Raw genomic sequence first — 24,491 nt, 5'->3', positions numbered from 1 at the left:
ACACCCCGTTGACGTTATCAATCCTTGTCGATTCGGCTCGCCACCGCGCCCTGCTGGTCGCGATATTTGGCGTCTTCACGGCGGTTATACGGCCGGGCCGCCGGGCCCGATAACGGTTCAAAGCTCAGCGCGCCGATGGGCATCCCCGGGCGTAGCGCCAGCGGCAGCTTGCCGGAGTTGTAAAACTCAAGCACGATGCAGCCGGACCAGCCTGGGTCGATACGGTGCGCGGTAACGTGCACCATCAGCCCCAGGCGCGCCAGCGAGGAGCGTCCGTCCAGCCAGCCTACCAGGTCGGCAGGCAGGGTGACAGACTCGTAGGTCACCGCCAGCGCCAGTTCGCCCGGATGCAGGAAAAAGGCTTCCCCTTCCGGCAGGACGATCTCTTCGCTCATCACCCGGTCCAGCGCGGCGCTGACCTCGGCCTTCGGGCCGCTTAAATCGATAAACGGCGCCGTGTGACCACGGAAGGTGCGGAATTTATTACCCAGCCGTACATCAACCGTCGCGCCATTAATACGCTCAACGGGCGGACGCGGATTGATGGCGAGTCGCCCTTCATCCAACCAGGCTTCGATATCTCGGTCACACAGACGCATGGGCTTTCTCCTTATAAGGCTGCTTCCCGCACGCTTCGCGGCGGAGAGGGCAACAGGGCTACTCTTTGCACGTTACACAATTCGGCCAGGTTATTCAAAGAACTGACTGATTTTGGCCTTCAGAATATCAATAGCGATGCGGTTTTTGCCGCCGCGCGGCACGATGATGTCGGCATACTGCTTCGACGGTTCAATAAACTGCAGGAACATCGGGCGCACGGTTTTCTGATACTGGGCCATCACCGAGTCCATGGAGCGGCCGCGCTCGTTAACGTCGCGCTTAATACGGCGCATCAGGCAAATATCGAGAGGGGTGTCGACGAAAATAGAGAAGTTGAGCTCGTTACGCAGGCGCGCGTCGGTCAGCAGCAGGATCCCTTCAAGGATAATCACCTTCTTCGGCTCGACGTGAATGGTGTTCGGCGTGCGGGTATGCTCGACGTAGCTATAGACCGGCAGTTCAATCGGCTGGCCGCTTTTCAGCATCTGCAAATGCTGGAACAACAGACTGTGGTCCATTGAGCTCGGGTGGTCATAGTTGGTTTTGACGCGCTCTTCCATCGACAGATGACTTTGATCTTTGTAATAGCTGTCTTCCGGAATGACGCCAATATGTTCGTCGCCAACTTGTTCACGCAATTCGCGATAGAGAGTACTGGCGATAAGACTTTTGCCAGAAGCCGATGCGCCGGCGATGCCTACAATGACGCACTGATGGGACATATCAGTCATAAATTTTTGCGACCTGATTAACCTGGATAGAGATGGAGGGTGGCGGCGGACCGCCAAACGCGGCAATTATAGGGATTTCAGCGTCCCGATACCAGTGGTATGCGCCCCGGGCGGCTATTCCGCCGCCGGCGCCCAGTCATCGGTATACCAGATATGCAACAGCGCGTAGGATCGCATCGGCTGCCAGCGGCGGGCATAGCGGGCGATGGCGGCTGGGGTCATTCCCGGAAAGCGCTGTTTAATCAGGTAATCATCCGGCAAAAAGATATCTTTCGCCTGCCAGCCGCGCAGGGCAAAGTAGTTTGCCGTCCAGCGGCCAATCCCGGGCAGGGTCTGCAGTTGACGCAGCCCGGCGTCAATATCCGCCGGCGCCGTCAGGGGCAGCTCGCCGCTGAGCGCCGCCCGGGCGAGGTGGATCAGCGCCTCCGCGCGTCGCAGCGGCATCCCCAGCGCCTTAAGCGCCTGCGGGTCGGCCCGGGACAGCGCCTCTGGCGTCGGGAACAAGACATATCCAGGCGCCTCCGCCAGCGGTTCGCCCCAGCCAGCCGCCACTTTGGCGGTGAGCCGGGCGGCCATTGCCACGCTCACCAGCTGGCCCAGCACCGCGCGCACCGCCTGCTCGAAGGCATCCAGCGCCCCCGGCAGGCGCAGCCCCGGCCGCGCCTGCGCCAGATCGCCCAGCGTGCGAGCGACCTGCCGCGGGTCGCAGGCTAAATCAAACAGCTGGCCAATTCGCGCATAGCAGATCTCCGCCACCGGCTGCAGCCCGGGGGAAAGGGTCACCCGCAGGCCCTGCGCCTCTTCGTCCGGCGCCAGATGAATCAGCCCGCGGTGGCCTTCCACGCCAAAGCTGCGGCTGTAGCCCCCATCGTGAAAACGCTCGACGCCGGCGACCGCGCGCGCCTGCAGAAAACCAACCATCCACGCCCAGTCATAGGGCGGGGTCCAGGGTAACAGCACCATAAGCTCTCCTTTATATAGCGTTTCAATGATAGTCGCCCTTGACCATCAGCGCCTTGCTTTTAAATTCCGGTTGTCGGCATGGCGACGATCCGCTAAAGTCGCCCCCCTTCTTCACCGGCATGGGGATTTTGCAGACGATGTTTATTGGTTTTGACTACGGCACCGCCAACTGTTCGGTGGCCGTGATGCGGGAAAATACCCCCCAGCTGTTAACGCTGGAAAACGGCAGCGCCCTGCTGCCCTCCATGCTCTGCGCGCCGACGCGCGAAGCGGTCAGCGAGTGGCTCTATCGCCATCATGATGTCCCCACCCACAGCGACGAAAACCAGGCGCTGCTGCGTCGGGCCATCGCCGCCAACCGCGACGAAGACATCGAGGTGCTGCGCAACAGCGTGCAGTTCGGTCTCGCCTCGCTGCATCAGTATGTTGAAGATCCGGAAGAGGTCTACTTCGTTAAATCGCCAAAATCCTTCCTCGGCGCCAGCGGGCTGAAGCCGCAGCAGGTGGCCCTGTTTGAAGACCTGGTCTGCGCCATGATGCTGCACATCAAACTGCAGGCCGAAAGCCAGCTGCCCGAGCAGATCGACCAGGCGGTGATTGGCCGGCCGATTAACTTCCAGGGCCTCGGTGGCGATGAGGCGAACGCCCAGGCGCAGGGGATCCTTGAGCGCGCCGCCCACCGCGCCGGTTTCCGCGATGTGGTCTTTCAGTTTGAACCGGTGGCCGCCGGGCTCGATTTCGAAGCGACCCTCAGTGAAGAAAAGCGGGTGCTGGTCGTCGATATCGGCGGCGGAACCACCGACTGCTCCCTGCTGCTGATGGGCCCGCAGTGGCGGGAGCGCGCCGACCGCCAGCAGAGCCTGCTCGGCCACAGCGGCTGCCGCATCGGCGGTAACGATCTCGACATTGCCCTGGCCTTCAAATGCCTGATGCCCCTCCTCGGCATGGGCGGCGAAACGGAAAAAGGCACCGCGCTGCCGATCCTCCCATGGTGGAACGCGGTGGCGATCAACGACGTGCCGGCGCAGAGCGATTTCTACAGCACCGCCAACGGCCGCCTGCTGAACGATCTGCTGCGCAGCGCCCGGGATGCCGACAAGGTGGCTCTGCTGCTGAAGGTCTGGCGCCAGCGTCTCAGCTATCGTCTGGTGCGCAGCGCCGAAGAGAGCAAAATCGCCCTCTCCAGCGCCGCCAGCGTCGAAACCGCGCTGCCGTTTATTCAGGACGAGCTGGCCACCGCCATCGCCCAGCAGGGTCTGGAAGCCGCGCTGGATCAACCGTTGACCCGCATTATGGAACAGGTGCAGCTCGCGCTCGACAGCAGCCAGACCACCCCGGACGTGATCTATCTTACCGGCGGCAGTGCCCGCTCGCCGCTGATCAAAAAGGCGCTGACCGCCCAGTTGCCGGGGATTCCGCTGGCCGGTGGCGATGATTTTGGCTCGGTAACCGCCGGGCTGGCCCGCTGGGCGCAGGTGGTTTTCCGCTAACCCCAGCCCACCGCCGCCGCGCAGCAGGTCTGTCCTGATCCTGCCGATGCAGATTACGCTGGAATATTCCTGGTCTCCCACGCAAAATGGCCTGTTCGTCCGGACAGGCCTGTCCACTTTTCCCCCTTCCGGGGGCGTATTATCCATACCGTAGCCAGATGTCTGCGGTCTGTATCGTTGGCTTGCCGCAAGGGGGCGTGATTGAAAAGGGTGTCTGCGATCTTCGCGGCGGTCCGGCGTTGCCGGCCGCAGTTCCTGGCAGGCTGGCTGCTCAGCTGTGGATTATTCTTGCTGCTGGTCGCCCCACAGGCGCAGGCGGCGACGCGCCAGGTGGGCATTGATATTCCGGTCCAGTGGTACGCGGACGCCAGCGGCCAGATGACCATCGATCGCTTCGCCGCCCTGCCCACAGACCAGCTCGCCACCACCCGGCAGATCCCCTCCTTTGGTTATTCGCGAAAAACCTGGTGGCTGCGCAGCGAACTGCCGGGAACGTGGTTTGCCGGGGAGCCGCGCTGGCTGCAGCTGGGCCCCTCTTTTGTCGACCATCTGACTATTTACTACCGGCCTCTGGGCAGCGATGCCCCCTGGGCACAGCGCACCTTTGGCGACCGCGACGGCGCCCGCGAGAGCGACCTGCACTGCCGCGAAAGCGTGCTGATCCTCCCCCCGCCGCCGACCGCCGCCGGCTATGAGGTGGTCTTTCGCCTGCAGAGCACCAGCACTCTGATCCTGCTGGCCTCGCTCTCTTCGCCGCAGGAATTTGTACAGCGGGCGACCGCCGACACCGCTTTCTGGAGCTTCTACTTCGGTCTGGCCGCCGTCGCCAGCGGCGTGGCGCTGTGGCTGGCGCTGGCCCTGCGCCGGCGTCTGCTATGGGGGATCTGTCTTTTCTCGCTCAATTATCCGCTGGTGGCCGCTCTGCACGGCTTCCCGGAGTGGTTCTTCGGCCACGCCGCGCTGCCCTTCCAGGATTTTATGATCAGTAGCCTCTCGCTGTTCAGCTATGCCACCGCCCTCTGGCTGCACAGCGAGATTTTTGATCTGAAGAAGAATATGCCGCGACTTCATCAGCTGCTGATCGCCGCCGTGATACTCAACCTGGTGCTGCAGGTCAGTATTCCGCTCGGGTTTTACGGCTTCGCGATGCAGATTGAAGGGGTAGTATTCATCATTATCACCCCGGTGCTGCTGTTCACCTCCTGGTGGCTGTGGCGCAAAAAAGCTATCGACCGTACCACCCTGCTGCTGGGTCTGCTGCCGCCGTTCTATGTCGTCGCCGCGGTGCTGGTGCAGTTGTCGATCCATGGGATTATCCCGTTCCATATGGCGATCTTTTCCCTCTGGCAGTACGCGCTGATCGTCCACATCATTACGGTGCTGATCATTGCCATCCTGCGGGTGCGTGCTGAAAACCGCCAGCTGGAGCAGAAGCAGCGCCTGGCGCGCGAACTGCAGATTGAGCGTGAAGCCAGCTTCCACCAGCGGCAGTTTATGGGCATGGTGGCGCACGAATTCCGCACCCCGTTGGCGGTGATCCAGGCGGCGCTGGAGAATCTTCGCCTCTCGGCGGCCTCGACCAGCCAGGAGGCGCGCTTCGATCGCATCGGCCGCGCCGCCACCCGCCTGGTGCAGCTCACCGATAACTGCCTTGCCGACGCCCGGCTCGCCTCCCACGATCTGCACGTCGAGCGCCAGCAGACCGCCCTGCTGACGGTAATCAACATGGCCGCCTCGGTAGTGGCTATCTCCCATGATCACTACCTGAACATCCGCCAGCACGGCGCGGTGGAAAGCCCGCAGCTGCAGGCCGATGCCGGCCTGCTGTGCATCGCTATCGCTAATCTGCTGGATAACGCCGTCAAGTATTCGCCCCCCGGTGAAATCGCCATCGATATTCATTCCGATGCCGGGCAAACGGAGCTGCGCATTCGCGACCACGGCCCGGGACTCCCCGCCGGACAGGCGGAACTGATCTTTGAGCGCTACCGCCGCGGCGAGCACACATCGCCGGTGCCAGGCGGCACCGGTCTCGGACTGTATGTTGCGCGTCAGATAGTGCAGGCTCATGATGGCAAACTGTGGCTGGCCGAGCATGGCCCGGACGGCTGCACCTTTATTCTCACCCTCCCCACGGTTGCTTAAGAGGAGAACGACGTATGGCTTTACGGCTGGCGATAATTGAAGATAACGCCGATCTGCTGGATGAACTGCTGGCCTGGCTGGGCTATCGCGGCTTCGAGGTGTGGGGGACGCGCAGCGCCGAAGCCTTCTGGCGGCAACTGCACAGCCATCCGGTGGATATCGTGCTGGTTGATATCGGCCTGCCCGGCGAGGATGGCTTCAGCGTACTGAACTATCTGCATGAGCTGGGGCACTACGGTCTGGTGGTGGTCAGCGCCCGCGGTCAGCAACAGGATAAACTGCAGGCGCTGAGCCTTGGGGCCGATGCCTATCTGATCAAACCGGTAAACTTCGCCCATCTTGCCGAGACCCTCACCGCCCTCGGCGCGCGCCTGCGCCAGGACCGTCCGGCGGCTCCGCCTGCGGAGGCGATCGGCACGCCGCCGGCCGTCTCCCCCGGCAGCTGGCGTCTGCAAGAGGATAAACTGATTTCACCCGACGCCCGGACGCTGGAATTAACCCAGCAGGAATATCGCCTGGTCCAGCTCCTGATGCGCAATCGCAACGAAGTGTGCAGCAAACTGGATCTCCATGCCTGCCTGTTTTCCCATGAAAGCGAGCCTGACCTGCACCGGATCGACGTGGTGGTTAGCCGCCTGCGTCACAAGGCACGCCAGCAGGGGATCCACCTGCCCGTTCGCGCAATCTTTGGTAAGGGACTGGCCTTTATTTCCTGAACGACGGGGCGCGTCGGCGGCCGTGCGGGATATAAAAAACTCGTAAGTGTTAATTTTTCTCATTTTCTGAGAGAAATGAGAGGAATGAGACTGACGATGACCTTAAGAACTTTCTTATAGTGCTAGCACATCAGGATGATGGCGTAAGATTTTCACGGGACAGAAAAGCATATAACAAAACGTATTAGCCGTTCGCGGCAAATTCTGACACCATGCAACACAATCAGGGTAAAAACGATGGCCATGCAAACGTGGTTAGTTTTATTGCTATGCATTTTTTTCTTCAGCATCTCTGTATACAGTTTTATTTCCTATCTGAAAGACAGGAGGCGGCAGAAATTGACTTTTAACGATAAGCGTTCGATGCGTCGTAAATAATTCACTTTAAAATAATAAAAAATTATTGTAGGTACTTTTATATCTTCAACACACCGCATACGCCCGGAGGATTTGTCACAGCATGGCGTTATGTTTTGCGTAAGGAAATAACGCCATGAGAAACATTAATGTCACCATCAACACCCGCAACGCCTTTGTCCGTGAATCGCTGGTAGCCATGGTCAATGACCTCACCCGGGGCGATCTGCGGGCGCGTTTTTCCTGGCATAACACCGATCTGTCAGCTGAAGATATCATTATCTGCGAAGTGATTCCCGGGGAAATATACCTGTGTAATACCCTGATTAAGAACAGAAAAAGAGGAAGCTCGCTGATTATCCTCCATAGCTATGACCAGCTGCCGGAAGATGAGTTCATGATTAACTGCCTGAAAGGGGTCATTTTTGTTTCGCTAAAAACGGCCAGTATTCCGCAATTGCTGACGATCATTAAAAGCGAGCTCCAGCATTGTATGACCCCCACGGCTACCGACGCCGCAGGCCGGGAACTCAGCTGCGCCAGCTGTCCGCATCGCGTGTTATCGCGATCGCAGACCGCCGTAGTGCACGGTATTCTCGAAGGGCTGGATATGAGTAAAATCGCCGCCCTGCAGCGTGTGAGTCCCCGCACCGCCGCCTATCATAAGAATAAGATCATGGAAAAATACAGCCTGAATAATAATCATGAATTTTTCCAGTTTATGAATCTTTTACGTGAGCGCTGGTAGGCAAACAGCAGCACAAAAAAAATAAGATATTGACCTGGCTATATTGTCGGAAATCCGAAAATAGCCGCAGGATGCTAAAAAATATCCAGCGCTGGCGGACATAACGTTAAACTCTGACGCTTCCTCGGTATAAAGACGTTACCGCCCGTCTTTATATAATAAAAAACACGCTACACGAGGAAAACTGATACTTCGTCACATTGCCCCTGACGTGCCTGTCAGGGGTCTTTTTTCCGTGTGGAATAGCGCCCTCAGTGAAAGGGCGCGGCAGGATCAGGCTTCCGCTTTCTCCACTTCCCAGTCCGGCTGCGCTTCCTCGTCGGTCAGCAACCCTTCATTTTTCGACAGCATCGCGGTGGCGATGCCATTACCCAGCACGTTGATGGCAGAGCGCCCCATGTCGAGGAAATGGTCGATACCCATCAGCAGCAGGATCCCGGCGACCGGTATATTGAAGCTGGGGATCGTCGCCGCCAGCACCACCAGCGCCGAACGCGGCACCCCGGCGATACCTTTCGAGGCCAGCATCAGGGTCAGCATCATGACCGTAATCTCGCTAAAGCTCAGCGGCACGTTATAGGCCTGGGCGATAAACATCGCGGCGAAGGAGCAGTAGACCATCGAGCCAACGAGGTTGAACGAGTAGCCAATCGGCAGGACGAACGAGACGATATTGCGCGAGCAGCCAAACTTCACCAGTCGCTCAAGGGTCTTCGGATAGGCCGCTTCCGAGCTGCTGGTGGTAAAGGCCACCAGCACCGGATCTTTCAGCATGTTCAGCAGGCGGAAAACCTCTTTTTTCAGCACCATATAGCCGACGGCAATCAGCACCGCGCTGGTCAACAGCACCGCCAGGTAGTAGCCGCCGATGAACGAAGCATAGTTGAGCAGGATCCCCAGCCCCTGGGAGGCAATCACCGACGAGATGGCGGCGAAGATGGCCAGCGGCGCAACGTACATCACATAGCCCGTCACCTTCAGCATAATGTGCGACACCACGTTAAGGGCCGCCACCAGCGGAGCATTAAACTTCTCCCCCAGCGACGCGCCGGCGATGCCGAAGAACATCGAGAACACCACGATCTGCAGGATCTCGTTGTTGGCCATCGCCTCGGTGATGCTGGTGGGGATGGTGTGCGACAGGAATCCTTTCAGGCTCATGCCGCTGACCGCCAGGCCGGTATCCACCGCCTCTTTCGGCACCGCCAGGTTTAACCCGGCGCCCGGGTGCTGGAAGGTGACGATCACCAGCCCGACGAGAATGGATAATACCGAGGAGGTGATGAACCAGACCATCGCCTTCCCGCCTACCCGGCCGATGGTCGCCGTCTCGCCGAGGCGCATAATGCCGACCGTCAGGGTGCTGAACACCAACGGCGCGATGACCATTTTGATCAACCGCAGAAACAGATCGGTGAGCAGCGTAATGTTGTCCGCCCAGGCGGAGACGGTGGTTGGCGTCGCGTAGGCATGGATAGCCGCGCCGGAGAGGATCCCCATCAGCATAAAAATGACGATGAAGAGCGTGAGTTTGTTTGCGTTTGCCACAGCAATGACCCCTGATTATTTAACACGTTGATTTTTAAGTGCATATTTTATTATTATGAGAATGCACTGATTTATTCACCGCATAAATCTAATTAAAGCCCCCGCGGATACAACTATTTTTTGCTTTTTTAAACTAAAAGTTGATATCACCCCGGATATCGGCCGCGGGAGCGCGCGGCGTCGCGGCGGTTATCCAGACATTTCTCAACCTTCTTTTCATAATTCCTCCATTTTTACGGCCCCTTCCCTCACTAAACTAGTATCATTCAGCGAAACGCTTCAGGATGAGACCGTAAACTAATGAAAGGCAGTAACATACGTCGTTGGGGCGCCGCGCTGGCGGTAGTGATTATCGCCGGGGCCGCCTACTGGTTCTGGCACGATCGCGGGACGAGCGGCAGCGGGGCTCCCGCCGCCGGACAGGGCCCGCAGGGGCCGGGCGGCGCACGCCATGGCCGCTTTGGCGCCGCGCTGGCGCCGGTGCAGGCGGCCACCGCCACCGAAGAAGCGGTCCCGCGCTATCTCACCGGGCTGGGTACGGTGACGGCGGCCAACACCGTCACCGTCCGCAGCCGGGTCGACGGCCAACTGCTGAGCCTTCACTTCCAGGAGGGTCAGCAGGTCAAAGCCGGCGACCTGCTGGCGCAGATCGACCCCAGCCAGTTTAAAGTCGCTCTCGCCCAGGCGCAGGGTCAGCTGGCGAAAGATCAGGCCACCCTTGCCAACGCCCGCCGCGATCTCGCTCGTTACCAGCAGCTGGTGAAGACCAACCTCGTCTCCCGCCAGGAGCTCGACACTCAGCAGTCGCTGGTGGTGGAATCCGCCGGCACGGTGAAAGCTGATGAAGCGGCCGTCGCCAGCGCCCAGCTGCAGCTCGACTGGACCCGCATTACCGCGCCAATTGACGGCCGCGTCGGCTTAAAGCAGGTCGATATCGGCAACCAGATCTCCAGCGGGGATACCACCGGGATCGTGGTCCTTACCCAGACGCACCCGATCGACGTGGTCTTTACCCTGCCGGAAAGCAGCATCGCCACGGTGGTGCAGGCGCAGAAAGCGGGCAAAGCGCTTAGCGTCGAAGCCTGGGATCGCACCAATAAGCAGAAAATCAGCGTCGGCGAGCTGCTGAGCCTCGACAACCAGATCGATGCGACCACCGGGACCATCAAGCTGAAGGCGCGCTTTAGCAATCTGGACGACGCGCTGTTCCCCAATCAGTTCGTTAACGCCCGCCTGCTGGTGGACACCCAGCAGAACGCGGTGGTGATCCCTGCCGCCGCGCTGCAGATGGGCAACGAAGGGCATTTCGTATGGGTGCTGAACGATGAGAATAAGGTCAGCAAACACAGCGTGACGCCCGGCATCCAGGACAGCCAGAAAGTAGTCATCAGCGCCGGGCTTTCCGCCGGAGATCGCGTGGTCACCGACGGGATTGACCGCCTGACCGAGGGGGCGAAGGTGGAAGTTGTCACCGCCAGCAGCGGCGAGCAGGCGCAGCCCGCCCCGCGCCAGAGCGGTAAACACGGAGCGCGTTCCTGATGCAGGTGTTACCCCCAGGCCGCACCGGCGGCCCGTCCCGGCTGTTTATTATGCGTCCGGTGGCCACCACTCTGCTGATGGTGGCTATCCTGCTGGCCGGGATCATCGGCTACCGCTTTCTGCCGGTCTCCGCCCTGCCGGAGGTCGATTACCCGACCATTCAGGTAGTCACCCTCTATCCGGGCGCCAGCCCGGACGTGGTGACCTCCGCCATCACCGCCCCGCTGGAGCGCCAGTTCGGCCAGATGTCCGGCCTTAAGCAGATGTCGTCGCAAAGCTCCGGCGGCGCCTCGGTAGTCACGCTGCAGTTCCAGCTGACCCTGCCGCTGGACGTCGCCGAGCAGGAAGTGCAGGCGGCCATTAACGCCGCCACCAACCTGCTGCCGAGCGATCTGCCCAACCCGCCGGTCTACAGCAAGGTGAACCCGGCGGATCCGCCGATCATGACTCTCGCCGTCACCTCCTCCGCCATCCCGATGACCCAGGTTGAGGACATGGTGGAGACCCGGGTGGCGCAGAAGATCTCCCAGGTTTCCGGCGTCGGTCTGGTGACCCTCGCCGGCGGCCAGCGCCCGGCGGTGCGGGTGAAGCTTAACGCCCAGGCCATCGCCGCCCTCGGCCTGACCAGCGAAACCGTGCGCACCGCTATCACCAGCGCCAACGTTAACTCCGCGAAAGGCAGCCTCGACGGTCCGGCCCGCGCGGTGACGCTTTCCGCTAACGATCAGATGCAGTCCGCTGAGGATTATCGCCGGCTGATTATCGCTTATCAGAACGGGGCACCGATCCGGCTCGGCGATGTCGCCAGCGTCGAACAAGGGGCCGAAAACAGCTGGCTCGGGGCGTGGGCCAACCAGCAGCGGGCCATCGTGATGAACGTCCAGCGCCAGCCGGGGGCCAACATCATCGACACCGCCGACAGCATTCGCCAGATGCTGCCGCAGCTCACCGAGAGCCTGCCGAAATCGGTGAAGGTGCAGGTCCTCTCCGACCGGACCACCAACATCCGCGCCTCGGTGCGCGACACCCAGTTTGAGCTGATGCTGGCCATCGCCCTGGTGGTGATGATCATCTACCTGTTTCTGCGCAACGTGCCGGCGACCATTATTCCCGGCGTCGCGGTGCCGCTGTCGCTGGTGGGCACTTTCGCGGTGATGGTGTTCCTCGACTTCTCGATCAACAACCTGACGCTGATGGCCCTGACCATCGCCACCGGCTTCGTGGTGGATGACGCCATCGTGGTGATCGAGAACATCTCGCGCTATATCGAAAAAGGCGAGAAGCCGCTGGCCGCCGCGCTGAAGGGCGCGGGGGAGATCGGCTTCACCATCATCTCCCTCACCTTCTCGCTGATCGCGGTGCTGATCCCGCTGCTGTTTATGGGCGATATCGTCGGCCGCCTGTTCCGCGAATTCGCCGTCACCCTTGCCGTCGCTATTCTTATCTCGGCGGTGGTCTCCCTGACCCTGACGCCGATGATGTGCGCCCGCATGTTAAGCCACGAATCGCTGCGTAAGCAGAACCGATTCTCGCGAGCCAGCGAGCGTTTCTTCGAACGGGTGATCGCCGTCTATGGCCGCTGGCTGAGCCGGGTGCTGAACCATCCGTGGCTGACGCTCGGCGTCGCCCTGAGCACCCTGGCGCTGTCGATTATCCTGTGGGTCTTTATCCCGAAAGGCTTTTTCCCGATCCAGGATAACGGCATTATCCAGGGTACCCTCCAGGCGCCGCAGTCGGTCTCCTTCGCCAGCATGGCCGAGCGCCAGCGGCAGGTGGCCAGTATTATCCTTAAGGATCCGGCGGTGGAGAGTCTGACCTCCTTCGTCGGCGTCGACGGCACCAACCCGGCGCTGAACAGCGCCCGTCTGCAGATCAACCTCAAGCCGCTGGATGAACGCGATGACCGCGTCCAGACGGTGATTAGCCGCCTGCAGCAGGCGGTGGACGGCGTCCCGGGCGTGGCGCTCTACCTGCAGCCGACCCAGGATCTCACCATCGACACCACGGTGAGCCGCACCCAGTACCAGTTCACCCTGCAGGCAAACTCCCTCGAGGCGCTGAGCACCTGGGTGCCGCCGCTGCTCAGCCGTCTGCAGGCCCAGCCGCAGCTGGCCGACGTCAGCAGCGACTGGCAGGACAAAGGCCTGGCCGCCTATATCAAGGTGGATCGCGACAGCGCCAGCCGCCTCGGCATCTCAATGGCCGATGTCGATAACGCGCTGTACAACGCCTTCGGCCAGCGGCTGATCTCCACTATTTACACTCAGGCGAATCAGTATCGCGTGGTGCTCGAGCAGGATACCGAGGCGACGCCGGGCCTGGCGGCGCTGGAGAATATCCGCCTCACCAGCAGCGACGGCGGCATCGTGCCGTTGACCGCCATCGCCACGGTGGAGCAGCGCTTTACCCCGCTGTCGGTGAACCACCTCGATCAGTTCCCGGTGACCACCATCTCGTTTAACGTCCCGGACAACTACTCGCTGGGCGAAGCGGTGGAGGCGATCCTCGCCGCCGAACAGTCGCTGGATTTCCCGACCGATATTCGCACCCAGTTCCAGGGCAGCTCGCTGGCCTTCCAGTCGGCGCTCGGCAGCACCGTCTGGCTGGTGGTCGCCGCGGTGGTGGCGATGTATATCGTGCTGGGGGTGCTGTACGAGAGCTTTATCCACCCGATCACGATTCTCTCCACCCTGCCCACCGCCGGGGTCGGGGCGCTGCTGGCGCTGTGGCTGGCGGGCAGCGAGCTGGACGTGATCGCCATCATCGGCATCATTCTGCTGATCGGCATCGTGAAGAAGAACGCCATCATGATGATCGACTTCGCGCTGGCCGCTGAGCGCGAGCAGGGCATGCCGCCGCGGGAAGCGATCTACCAGGCCTGTCTGCTGCGTTTTCGGCCGATCCTGATGACTACCCTCGCCGCCCTGCTCGGCGCACTGCCGCTGATGCTGAGCACCGGCGTTGGCGCCGAGCTGCGGCGTCCGCTGGGGATCGGCATGGTCGGCGGTCTGATGCTCAGCCAGGTGCTGACCCTGTTCACCACCCCGGTGATCTATCTGCTGTTCGACCGCCTGTCGCTGCACCTGAAGCGCCGCTTCCCGCGTCAGGAAGAGGAGGCGTAAGTGAAGTTTTTCGCCCTCTTCATTTACCGCCCGGTGGCGACGATCCTCATCTCGCTGGCCATCACCCTGTGCGGCATTCTCGGCTTCCGGCTGCTGCCGGTAGCCCCGCTGCCGCAGGTGGACTTCCCGGTGATCATGGTTAGCGCCTCGCTGCCGGGAGCCTCGCCGGAGACCATGGCCTCGTCGGTGGCCACCCCGCTGGAGCGCTCCCTGGGGCGGATTGCCGGGGTCAATGAGATGACCTCCTCCAGCTCGCTGGGCAGTACGCGCATCATTCTTGAGTTTAACTTCGACCGCGATATCAACGGCGCGGCGCGCGACGTTCAGGCGGCGATCAACGCCGCGCAAAGCCTGCTGCCGAGCGGAATGCCCAGCCGGCCGACCTATCGCAAAGCCAATCCGTCAGATGCGCCGATCATGATCCTGACGCTGACCTCGGACACCTACTCCCAGGGTGAGCTGTATGATTTCGCCTCCACCCAGCTGGCGCAGACCATCGCGCAGATCGACGGCGTGGGCGATGTCGACGTCGGCGGCAGCTCCCTGCCGGCGGTGCGCGTCGACCTCAACCCGCAGGCGCTGTTCAACCAGGGCGTGTCGCTGGACGCGGTGCGCACCGCCATCAGCGACGCCAACGTGCGCAAACCGCAGGGGGCGCTGGAGGACAGCGCGCACCGCTGGCAGGTGCAGACCAACGATGAGCTGAAGACCGCCGCCGACTATCAGCCGCTGATCGTCCACTACCAGAATGGCGCCGCGGTGCGGCTGGGAGATGTCGCCACCGTCTCGGATTCGGTGCAGGACGTACGCAACGCCGGGATGACCAACGCCAAACCGGCGATCCTGCTGATGATCCGCAAACTGCCGGAAGCCAATATTATCCAGACGGTGGACAGCATCCGCGCCCGCCTGCCGGAGCTGCAGCAGACCATTCCGGCGGCTATCGACCTGCAGATCGCCCAGGACCGCTCGCCGACCATCCGCGCCTCGCTGGAGGAGGTGGAGCAGACGCTGGTGATTTCGGTGGCGCTGGTGATCCTCGTGGTGTTCCTGTTCCTGCGCTCGGGACGCGCCACGCTGATCCCGGCCGTCGCCGTCCCGGTTTCCTTAATCGGCACCTTCGCCGCGATGTATTTGTGCGGCTTCAGCCTCAATAACCTGTCGCTGATGGCCCTGACCATCGCCACCGGCTTCGTGGTGGATGACGCTATCGTGGTGCTGGAGAATATCTCCCGCCATCTTGAGGCGGGGATGAAACCGCTGCAGGCGGCGCTGCAGGGGAGCCGCGAGGTGGGCTTTACCGTGCTGTCGATGAGCCTGTCGCTGGTGGCGGTGTTCCTGCCGCTGCTGCTGATGGGCGGCCTGCCCGGCCGCCTGCTGCGCGAGTTCGCCGTCACCCTGTCGGTGGCGATCGGCATCTCGCTGGCGGTCTCCCTCACCCTGACGCCGATGATGTGCGGCTGGCTGCTGAAAAGCGGCAAGCCCCACCAGCCGACGCGCAACCGCGGCTTTGGCCGCCTGCTGGTGGCCGTGCAGGGCGGCTATGGTAAATCGTTAAAATGGGTGCTGAAGCACAGCCGGCTGACCGGCCTGGTGGTGCTGGGCACCATCGCCCTCAGCGTTTGGCTCTACATTTCGATCCCGAAAACCTTCTTCCCGGAACAGGACACCGGGGTGCTGATGGGCGGCATTCAGGCCGACCAGAGCATCTCCTTCCAGGCGATGCGCGGCAAGCTGCAGGACTTTATGAAGATCATTCGCGAAGATCCGGCGGTGGATAACGTCACCGGCTTTACCGGCGGCTCGCGGGTCAACAGCGGGATGATGTTTATCACCCTCAAGCCGCGCGACCAGCGCCACGAGACGGCGCAGCAGGTGATCGACCGGCTGCGCAAAAAGCTGGCCAACGAGCCCGGGGCCAACCTGTTTCTGATGGCGGTGCAGGATATCCGCGTCGGCGGCCGGCAGTCGAACGCCAGCTATCAGTACACCCTGCTGTCCGACGACCTGTCGGCGCTGCGCGAGTGGGAGCCGAAGATCCGCAAAGCGCTGGCGGCGCTGCCGGAGCTGGCGGACGTCAACTCGGATCAGCAGGACAATGGCGCCGAAATGGACCTGGTCTATGACCGGGATACCATGTCGCGCCTCGGCATCAGCGTCCAGGACGCCAACAACCTGCTGAACAACGCCTTTGGCCAGCGGCAGATCTCTACCATCTACCAGCCTCTCAACCAGTATAAGGTGGTGATGGAGGTGGATCCGGCCTACACCCAGGACGTCAGCGCCCTGGATAAGATGTTCGTCATTAACAGCGACGGCAAGCCGATCCCGCTGGCCTACTTCGCCAAATGGCAGCCGGCCAATGCCCCGCTGTCGGTGAACCACCAGGGGCTGTCGGCGGCATCCACTATCTCCTTTAACCTGCCCACCGGCCGCTCGCTGTCGGAAGCCAGCGAGGCCATTGACCGCGCGATGACCCAGCTCGGGGTGCCGTCGAGCGTGCGCGGCTCCTTTGCCGGTACCGCTCAGGTGTTCCAGCAGACCATGAACGCTCAGGTGATCCTGATCCTCGCGGCTATCGCCACGGTCTATATCGTGCTGGGGGTGCTATATGAGAGCTATGTGCATCCGTTGACCATCCTCTCGACGCTGCCCTCCGCCGGGGTGGGCGCTCTGCTGGCGCTGGAGATCTTCGATGCCCCGTTCAGCCTAATCGCCCTGATTGGGATTATGTTATTAATTGGCATCGTTAAGAAAAACGCCATCATGATGGTTGATTTTGCCCTGGAGGCGCAGCGCAACGGCAACCTGACGCCGGAAGAGGCGATTTTCCAGGCCTGCCTGCTGCGTTTCCGGCCGATTATGATGACCACCCTCGCCGCGCTGTTCGGCGCCCTGCCGCTGGTGCTCTCCGGGGGCGATGGCTCTGAGCTGCGCCAGCCGCTGGGGATCACCATCGTCGGCGGTCTGGTGATGAGCCAGCTGTTAACGCTCTACACCACGCCGGTGGTCTATCTTTTCTTTGACCGTCTGCGGCTGCGTTTTTCGCGTCACTCCTCTCAACCGGTAAGCGAATAACATGACAGACCTCCCGGCCAGCGTGCGCTGGCAGCTATGGATAGTGGCGTTCGGCTTCTTTATGCAGTCGCTGGACACCACCATCGTTAACACCGCCCTCCCCTCGATGGCCAAAAGCCTCGGGGAGAGTCCGCTGCATATGCATATGATTATCGTCTCCTATGTGTTAACGGTGGCGGTGATGCTGCCGGCCAGCGGCTGGCTGGCCGACCGGGTCGGGGTGCGCAATATCTTCTTCACCGCCATCGTGCTGTTTACCGCCGGATCGCTGTTTTGCGCCCAGGCCAGCACCCTCGACCAGCTGGTGATGGCGCGGGTGCTGCAGGGGGTCGGCGGCGCGATGATGGTGCCGGTCGGCCGCCTGACGGTGATGAAGATCGTCCCGCGCGATCAGTATATGGCGGCGATGACCTTCGTCACCCTGCCGGGCCAGGTCGGTCCGCTGCTCGGCCCGGCGCTGGGCGGGGTGCTGGTGGAGTACGCCTCCTGGCACTGGATCTTCCTCATCAACATCCCGGTGGGGATCGTCGGCGCGATCGCCACCCTCTGTCTGATGCCCAACTACACCATGCAGACCCGGCGCTTCGATCTCTCCGGCTTTCTGCTGCTGGCCGCCGGAATGGCGACCCTGACCCTGGCGCTCGACGGCCAGAAAGGGCTCGGCATTTCCCCTGCCTGGCTGGCGGGGCTGGTGGCCGTCGGCCTCTGCGCCCTGCTGCTCTACCTGTGGCACGCCCGCGGCAACGCCCGGGCGCTGTTTAGCCTTAACCTGTTTCGCAACCGCACCTTCTCTCTCGGCCTCGGCGGCAGCTTCGCGGGACGCATCGGCAGCGGCATGCTGCCGTTTATGACCCCGGTGTTTCTGCAGATCGGCCTCGGCTTCTCCCCCTTTCACGCCGGGCTGATGATGATCCCGATGGTGCTCGGCAGCATGGGCATGAAGCGGATCGTGGTCCAGGTGGTCAACCGCTTTGGCTACCGTCGGGTGCTGGTCGCCAGCACCCTGGGCCTGGCGGCGGTCAGCCTGCTGTTTATGTTTAGCGCCCTGGCCGGCTGGTATTACGCGCTGCCGCTGGTCCTGTTTCTGCAGGGGATGATCAACGCCAGCCGCTTCTCCTCAATGAATACCCTGACGCTGAAAGATCTCCCGGACGATCTGGCCAGCAGCGGCAACAGCCTGCTGTCGATGGTGATGCAGCTGTCGATGAGTATCGGCGTGACCATCGCCGGGCTGCTGCTGGGGCTGTATGGCCAGCAGCATATGAGTCTCGACGCCGCCAGCACCCATCAGGTCTTTCTCTACACCTATCTGAGCATGGCGGCGATCATCGCCCTCCCGGCGCTCATCTTTTCCCGGGTACCGGATGACGTCGGCAGCAATACCGTCCTCCGTCGACGCAACAGGAGTGGATCGTGAAATTATGGCGCCCGGGTATTACCGGCAAGCTGTTCCTCGCTATATTCGCCACCTGCATCGTGCTGCTGATCAGCATGCACTGGGCGGTGCGCATTAGTTTTGAACGCGGGTTTATCGACTATATCAAGCGCGGCAATGAGCAGCGCTTAACCATGCTCAGCGACGCGCTGAGCGAGCAGTATGCCCAGCATGGCAGCTGGGCGTTTCTGCGCAACAATGACCGCTTTATCTTCCAGCTGCTGCGCACCTTCGAACGGGATAACGACGACCGCTCGCCACCGGGGCACGCCATGAAGCCGGACACCGCCCCGAACGGGCCGCCGCCGGATGGCCCCCCTGACGGCCCGCGTCCGAGGCCGGAAATGCCGCCCCACGGCTGGCGCACCATGTTCTGGGTGGTGGATCAGTCGGGGCGCGTGCTGGTGGGGCCGCGTGAGCGCGTCCCGGAGGACGGCACCCAGCGCAGCATCGTGGTCAACGGCGCGGAGGTGGGCAAAGTGATCGCCTCGCCGGTAGAGCGGCTGACGCGCAATACCGACATTAACTTCGACCGGCAGCAAAAGCGCACCAGCTGGCTGATTGTCGCCCTTGCCACCCTGCTTGCCGCGCTGGCCACTTTCCCGTTGGCCCGCGGTCTGCTGGCGCCGGTGAAGCGGCTGGTGGAAGGCACCCATAAGCTGGCGGCAGGCGACTTTTCCACCCGCGTGACGGTGACCGGCGGCGATGAGCTCGGCCGCCTGGCGCAGGATTTTAACCAGCTCGCCAGCACCCTGGAGCGCAACCAGCAGATGCGTCGCGATCTGATGGCCGATATCTCCCATGAGCTGCGTACCCCGCTGGCGGTGCTGCGCGGCGAGCTGGAGGCGATTCAGGACGGGGTCCGGCGCTTTACCCCCGAGTCGATTCCTTCTCTGCAGGCCGAGGTGGCTACCCTCACCAAGCTGGTGGACGACCTCCATCAGCTGTCGATGTCCGACGAGGGGGCGCTGGCCTACCAGAAAACCTCACTGGATATCATCACCCTGCTGGAAGTGGCGGCGGGCGCTTTTCGCGAGCGCTTCGCCAGCCGGCAGCTAAGCATTCAGGTGTCGCTCCCGGAGCAGGCGATGATCTTCGGCGACCGCGACCGCCTGATGCAGCTCTTCAACAATCTGCTGGAGAACAGCCTGCGCTATACCGACAGCGGCGGCAGCCTGCACATTACCGCCCGCCGCAGCGGCCGCATGCTGGTGATTGACTTCGCCGACAGCGCCCCCGGCGTCAGCGATGAGCAGCTGGCCCGCCTGTGCGAACGCTTTTACCGGGCGGAAGGATCGCGCAACCGCGCCAGCGGCGGCTCCGGCCTCGGACTGGCGATTTGCCTCAATATCGTAGCGGCCCACGGCGGCACCCTGCGTGCCGACCATTCGCCTTTTGGCGGGGTTAGCATTAAAGTTGAGTTACCTCTGGAACATGATTTACCGAGAGACGTATGACTGAATTGCCTGTAGATGAAAACACCCCACGCATCCTTATCGTGGAAGATGAACCGAAGCTCGGCCAACTGCTGATTGATTATCTGCAGGCCGCCGGCTATGCGCCTGCGTTGATTAACCACGGCGACAAGGTCCTGCCCTACGTCCGCCAGACGCCGCCGCACCTGATCCTGCTGGATCTGATGCTGCCCGGTACCGACGGTCTGACGCTGTGCCGGGAAATTCGCCGCTTCTCCGATGTTCCGGTGGTGATGGTGACGGCGAAAATCGAAGAGATCGACCGTTTGCTGGGGCTGGAAATAGGCGCCGACGACTATATCTGCAAGCCCTACAGCCCGCGGGAAGTGGTCGCCCGGGTAAAAACCATCCTCCGCCGCTGCAAGCCGCAGCGCGATCTGCAGGCGCTGGACGCCCAGAGCCCGCTGATTGTCGACGAAGGTCGTTTTCAGGCCTCCTGGCGCGACAAGCTGCTGGACCTCACTCCCGCCGAGTTCCGGCTGCTGAAAACCCTCTCCCAGGAGCCGGGCAAAGTGTTCTCCCGCGAACAGCTACTCAACCATCTGTATGACGATTATCGGGTAGTCACCGATCGCACCATCGACAGCCACATCAAGAACCTGCGGCGCAAGCTGGAGGCGCTGGACGCCGAGCAGTCGTTTATCCGCGCGGTGTATGGCGTTGGCTACCGCTGGGAAGCGGACGCCTGCCGGCTGGCGTAGTTAGCCTTTTCCCGGCTCGCGCTGCGCTTCGCCGGGCTACACGTTCACCGCCATCTGCAATCCGTAGCCCGGGTAAGGCGTTTACGCCGCAACCCGGGGAACTCCCTAGAGCCTATCCCACCAGGCGTTATTAACGCTGTCAGTGTGAGTACTGCCCAGGTTCAAAATGGCAAACAAATTAGCCATACTGAAAGATACCTATCTGATATTTACTCCCCTTCGCCGCGGCGCTACAATGCCCGCCCTTAATGTGGGGACACTCCCCAACTCGCCGCACCAGGTGCGGCGAATCTGACCTGTCATCAGAACGAGAACACCATGTTTAAACCAGAACTCCTCTCCCCGGCGGGAACGCTGAAGAATATGCGTTACGCTTTCGCCTATGGCGCCGATGCCGTTTATGCCGGCCAGCCGCGCTACTCGCTGCGCGTGCGTAACAACGAATTCAATCACGAAAATCTGCAGCTCGGCATCAATGAAGCCCACGCGCTGGGTAAAAAATTCTATGTGGTGGTCAACATCGCCCCGCATAACGCCAAGCTGAAAACGTTTATTCACGATCTGAAGCCGGTGGTGGAGATGGGTCCGGACGCGCTGATCATGTCCGATCCGGGTTTAATCATGCTGGTGCGGGAACACTTCCCGGAGATGCCGATCCATCTTTCAGTGCAGGCCAACGCCGTCAACTGGGCGACGGTCAAATTCTGGCAGCAGATGGGGCTGACCCGCGTGATCCTGTCGCGTGAACTGTCGCTGGATGAAATCGAAGAGATTCGCCGCCAGGTGCCGGAGATGGAGATCGAGATTTTCGTCCACGGCGCGCTATGCATGGCCTACTCCGGCCGCTGCCTGCTCTCCGGGTATATTAACAAGCGCGACCCGAACCAGGGGACCTGCACCAACGCCTGCCGCTGGGAATACAACGTGGCGGAAGGCAAAGAGGACGACGTCGGCAACATCGTCCACAAATATGAGCCGATCCCGGTGCAGACCGTGGAGCCTACCCTCGGCATCGGCGCGCCGACCGATAAAGTCTTTATGATTGAGGAAGCCAAACGTCCGGGCGAATACATGACCGCCTTTGAGGACGAACACGGCACCTACATCATGAACTCGAAAGATCTGCGGGCTATAGCCCACGTTGAGCGTCTGACCCAGATGGGCGTTCACTCGCTGAAGATCGAAGGCCGCACCAAATCCTTCTACTACTGCGCGCGCACCGCTCAGGTTTACCGCAAGGCGATCGACGATGCCGCCGCCGGCAAACCGTTCGATACCAGCCTGCTGGAGACCCTGGAGGGGCTGGCCCACCGCGGGTACACCGAAGGCTTCCTGCGCCGCCATACCCATGACGATTATCAGAACTACGAGTACGGCTACTCCGTCTCCGAGCGCCAGCAGTTTGTCGGCGAATTCACCGGAGAGCGTAACGGCCCGCTGGCGGCCGTGGCGGTCAAAAATAAGTTCAGCGTCGGCGACAGCCTTGAGCTGATGACCCCGCAGGGTAACGTCAACTTCACCCTTGAGCATATGGAGAATGGCAAAGGCGAAACCATGCCGGTGGCCCCGGGCGATGGCTATACCGTCTGGTTGCCTGTGCCGGACGACCTGCCCCTGCAGTATGCCCTGCTGATGCGCAACTTTACTGGTCAAACAACCAGAAATCCGCACGGTAACTAGTTAATTTGCGTTATTTTTTCACGATGTAAGGATATTAGAATCGGATCACATACCGTTTCGATCGAAACAGGTATCATCCATTTCGCTGAAAAACATAACCCATAAATGCTAGTTGTACCAGGAACCACCTCCTTAGCCTGCGTAATCTCCCTTACGCGGGCTTATTTTTTTGCCTCTCCTCCGGTCTTCGCTTTCGTCATGCGGTACACTTTATGCAACATTGAGCAATAAAGGTTCCCTTGATGATGTCTACGTTTCCTGCCAGCTTACTGATCCTTAACGGCAAAGGTGCCAATGAACCGCAGCTACGCGAAGCGGTTAACCTGTTACGCGATGAAGGGATTGATATTCACGTCCGCGTGACCTGGGAAAAGGGCGATGCCGCTCGGTTTATCGATGAAGCCCTGCAGCTGAACGTTGAAACGGTGATCGCCGGCGGTGGCGATGGCACCATTAATGAAGTGGCGACCGCGCTGGTGGAGCGCTGCGGCAAGATGGCGCTAGGGATTTTACCGCTGGGCACGGCTAACGACTTTGCCACCAGCGTCGGTATTCCGCAGGACCTGGCCAGCGCCCTCAAGCTGGCGATCGTCGGCCGCGATGTGCCGATAGATATCGCCCGGGTGAATGATAAAACCGGCTTTATTAATATGGCGACCGGCGGGTTCGGCACCCGGATCACCACCGAAACGCCGGAAAAACTCAAGGCCGCGCTCGGCGGTGTCTCTTATTTAATCCACGGTCTGATGCGTATGGATACCCTGAAGCCGGACCGCTGCGAGATCCGCGGGGAGAACTTTCACTGGCAGGGCGATGCGCTGGTCATCGGCATCGGCAACGGTCGCCAGGCCGGCGGCGGCCAGCAGCTATGTCCGGAGGCGTTGATTAACGATGGTCTGCTGCATCTGCGCATTTTCACCGGCGAAGAGCTGATCCCTGCCCTGTTCAGCACCCTGGCGAATCCGGAAAACTCGCCGAATATTGTTGACGGTGTCTCCTCGTGGTTTGAAATAACCGCGCCCCATGAGATGACCTTTAACCTCGACGGCGAGCCGCTCAGCGGCAAAACCTTCCGTATGGAGCTGTTACCGGCGGCCCTGCGCTGCCGGCTGCCGCCCGACTGCCCGCTGCTACGCTGATCAGGCTTCGCAAAGCAAAGACGGCGCCCGGCTGGTATACAGCAGCCGGGTTCGTTGATTGAGCCTCTGAATGTTAAGGTAAAACGGCACCTGCGGCTGCAGGAAAAACCTGGGCAGGATATCGATCCAAACAACGCGCTTACATTAATAGACGATACCCACAACCACAAAAAACCTATAACATCAAATAGTTACCTATTAAAATGGGCGCATCTGCCGTGAGGCAATGCGCCATAAAGCTTAGTATTCCGCCACCTCGCGCGCCATTTCGCGCGTATATTGCCGACTGGCGTTAACCAGCATCTGCGTATAGGCCGTCTGCGCCTGGCCGCTGACCAGCGCATCGACCGTCAGGGTTTCGAGGATCTTCCCGTACTGCATCACCGCCACTTTCTGGCATAAGTGGGCAATAACCCCAAGATCGTGGGTGACCATCAGGTAAGTGAGCTTAGCCTCCCGCTGCAGTTCCGCCAGCAGGTTAAGGATCTCAGCCTGCACCGACACATCCAGCGCCGACGTCGGCTCATCCAGCAGCAGCACCTGAGGCTCAAGAATCAGCGCTCTGGCTATCGCCACGCGCTGCCGCTGCCCGCCGGAGAGCTGATGCGGATAACGCTCGCGAAAGGCGCGGTTGAGGCCAACTTTATCCAGCAGCACATTGATCCGCCGGTCGCGGTCGTTGATACGATGGATCTGCAGCGGCTCTTCGAGGATATCGCCAATGGTGTGACGGGGATGCAGCGATCCGTAGGGGTCCTGAAATACCATCTGCACCTGACGGCAGCGCTCGCGGCTAATTTCATGCCCTAAGGGCTGAGCATCGATGGTCAGTTCCCCCTGCCAGTGGGTAAACAGCCCCGCCAGGCACTTGAGCACCGTCGTTTTACCGGAACCGGACTCTCCTACCAGACCGTAGATCTCGCCGGGCTTAACGTGGAAACTGACGTCATACAGCACCTGGTTACGCTTCTCCCCCTCGCCAAACGCGAGGTTGAGATGTTGAACTTCAATCATTATCCGCTCC

The 24,491-nt window shown here is 61.1% G+C and carries 18 protein-coding genes; 13 read left to right on the top strand and 5 right to left on the bottom strand.

The annotated features are described in order from the left end of the window. Positions 1–17 precede the first annotated feature (17 nt). From dcd to alkA, 3 genes are all read right to left on the bottom strand, one after another. Positions 18–599: a dCTP deaminase gene (gene dcd, locus AB1E37_RS08040; protein WP_004151145.1), complete on the bottom strand. Its 582-nt coding sequence runs from the start codon at positions 597–599 to the stop codon at positions 18–20. A 90-nt stretch (positions 600–689) separates the two neighbouring features. Continuing rightward, positions 690–1,331: a uridine kinase gene (gene udk / locus AB1E37_RS08035; RefSeq protein WP_002912442.1), complete on the bottom strand. Its 642-nt coding sequence runs from the start codon at positions 1,329–1,331 to the stop codon at positions 690–692. A 114-nt stretch (positions 1,332–1,445) separates the two neighbouring features. Continuing rightward, complete coding sequence (gene alkA, locus AB1E37_RS08030) at positions 1,446–2,294, bottom strand: DNA-3-methyladenine glycosylase 2 (protein WP_004213673.1); 849 nt, start codon at positions 2,292–2,294, stop codon at positions 1,446–1,448. A 137-nt stretch (positions 2,295–2,431) separates the two neighbouring features. Between alkA and yegD the strand changes: the two genes are divergently transcribed. From yegD to AB1E37_RS08005, 5 genes are all read left to right on the top strand, one after another. After that, on the top strand, positions 2,432–3,784 hold the full coding sequence (gene yegD / locus AB1E37_RS08025) for a molecular chaperone (protein ID WP_004899449.1): 1,353 nt from the start codon (positions 2,432–2,434) through the stop codon (positions 3,782–3,784). A 288-nt stretch (positions 3,785–4,072) separates the two neighbouring features. After that, positions 4,073–5,929 (top strand): sensor histidine kinase, encoded by a 1,857-nt coding sequence (locus AB1E37_RS08020; RefSeq protein WP_004899450.1) that lies wholly within the window; start codon positions 4,073–4,075, stop codon positions 5,927–5,929. Between the two features lie 14 nt (positions 5,930–5,943). Beyond that, positions 5,944–6,645, top strand: coding sequence for a response regulator transcription factor (locus AB1E37_RS08015; protein ID WP_004899452.1), 702 nt, complete (start codon positions 5,944–5,946; stop codon positions 6,643–6,645). Positions 6,646–6,882: 237 nt separating this feature from the next. After that, on the top strand, positions 6,883–7,023 hold the full coding sequence (locus AB1E37_RS08010; RefSeq protein WP_004180546.1) for a small membrane protein: 141 nt from the start codon (positions 6,883–6,885) through the stop codon (positions 7,021–7,023). A 115-nt stretch (positions 7,024–7,138) separates the two neighbouring features. Continuing rightward, the gene (locus tag AB1E37_RS08005; RefSeq protein ID WP_004899454.1) at positions 7,139–7,750 is read left to right on the top strand and encodes a response regulator transcription factor; all 612 of its coding nucleotides are present in this window, start codon (positions 7,139–7,141) and stop codon (positions 7,748–7,750) included. Positions 7,751–8,023: 273 nt separating this feature from the next. Here AB1E37_RS08005 and AB1E37_RS08000 read toward each other — a convergent pair whose 3' ends face one another. Beyond that, positions 8,024–9,256, bottom strand: a complete 1,233-nt coding sequence (locus AB1E37_RS08000; RefSeq protein ID WP_004233249.1) for a dicarboxylate/amino acid:cation symporter — start codon at positions 9,254–9,256, stop codon at positions 8,024–8,026. Positions 9,257–9,598: 342 nt separating this feature from the next. On the opposite strand from AB1E37_RS08000, the gene AB1E37_RS07995 reads away from it, so the two are divergent. The 8 genes from AB1E37_RS07995 to yegS all read left to right on the top strand — a co-directional run bounded on the left by AB1E37_RS07995 (position 9,599) and on the right by yegS (position 23,467). After that, positions 9,599–10,837, top strand: a complete 1,239-nt coding sequence (locus AB1E37_RS07995; RefSeq protein ID WP_004175207.1) for an MdtA/MuxA family multidrug efflux RND transporter periplasmic adaptor subunit — start codon at positions 9,599–9,601, stop codon at positions 10,835–10,837. After that, entirely contained in the window at positions 10,837–13,959 is a 3,123-nt protein-coding gene (locus AB1E37_RS07990; RefSeq protein ID WP_004149055.1) for an MdtB/MuxB family multidrug efflux RND transporter permease subunit, read from the top strand. The genes AB1E37_RS07995 and AB1E37_RS07990 overlap by 1 nt, the downstream gene beginning before the upstream one ends. After that, positions 13,960–17,037, top strand: coding sequence for a multidrug efflux RND transporter permease subunit MdtC (gene mdtC, locus AB1E37_RS07985; protein WP_002912617.1), 3,078 nt, complete (start codon positions 13,960–13,962; stop codon positions 17,035–17,037). Position 17,038: 1 nt separating this feature from the next. Beyond that, positions 17,039–18,454 carry an MFS transporter gene (locus AB1E37_RS07980; RefSeq protein WP_004151136.1) on the top strand — a complete coding sequence of 472 codons (1,416 nt, stop codon included), beginning with the start codon at positions 17,039–17,041 and terminating at the stop codon, positions 18,452–18,454. Continuing rightward, positions 18,451–19,929 (top strand): two-component system sensor histidine kinase BaeS, encoded by a 1,479-nt coding sequence (gene baeS / locus AB1E37_RS07975; RefSeq protein WP_032447731.1) that lies wholly within the window; start codon positions 18,451–18,453, stop codon positions 19,927–19,929. Before AB1E37_RS07980 ends, baeS begins: the two co-directional genes overlap by 4 nt. After that, a complete protein-coding gene (gene baeR / locus AB1E37_RS07970; RefSeq protein ID WP_004175198.1) occupies positions 19,926–20,648 on the top strand; it encodes a two-component system response regulator BaeR in 723 nt (240 codons plus the stop codon). The genes baeS and baeR overlap by 4 nt, the downstream gene beginning before the upstream one ends. A gap of 318 nt (positions 20,649–20,966) precedes the next feature. Continuing rightward, positions 20,967–22,328, top strand: a complete 1,362-nt coding sequence (gene yegQ / locus AB1E37_RS07965) for a tRNA 5-hydroxyuridine modification protein YegQ (RefSeq protein ID WP_032447732.1) — start codon at positions 20,967–20,969, stop codon at positions 22,326–22,328. Positions 22,329–22,570: 242 nt separating this feature from the next. Beyond that, entirely contained in the window at positions 22,571–23,467 is an 897-nt protein-coding gene (gene yegS / locus AB1E37_RS07960; protein ID WP_074184757.1) for a lipid kinase YegS, read from the top strand. Positions 23,468–23,707: 240 nt separating this feature from the next. On the opposite strand, the gene AB1E37_RS07955 is transcribed toward yegS, so the two are convergent. Then, the gene (locus AB1E37_RS07955) at positions 23,708–24,481 is read right to left on the bottom strand and encodes an ABC transporter ATP-binding protein (protein WP_004180550.1); all 774 of its coding nucleotides are present in this window, start codon (positions 24,479–24,481) and stop codon (positions 23,708–23,710) included. Positions 24,482–24,491 lie beyond the last annotated feature (10 nt).

Origin of the sequence: Klebsiella sp. Shm-1 (assembly GCF_040804525.1) — a bacterium.
Classification (GTDB): Bacteria; Pseudomonadota; Gammaproteobacteria; order Enterobacterales; family Enterobacteriaceae; genus Klebsiella; species Klebsiella pneumoniae.
Note: the sequence above shows the minus strand (reverse complement) of the source record. Positions and strands in the feature narration are given on the sequence as shown.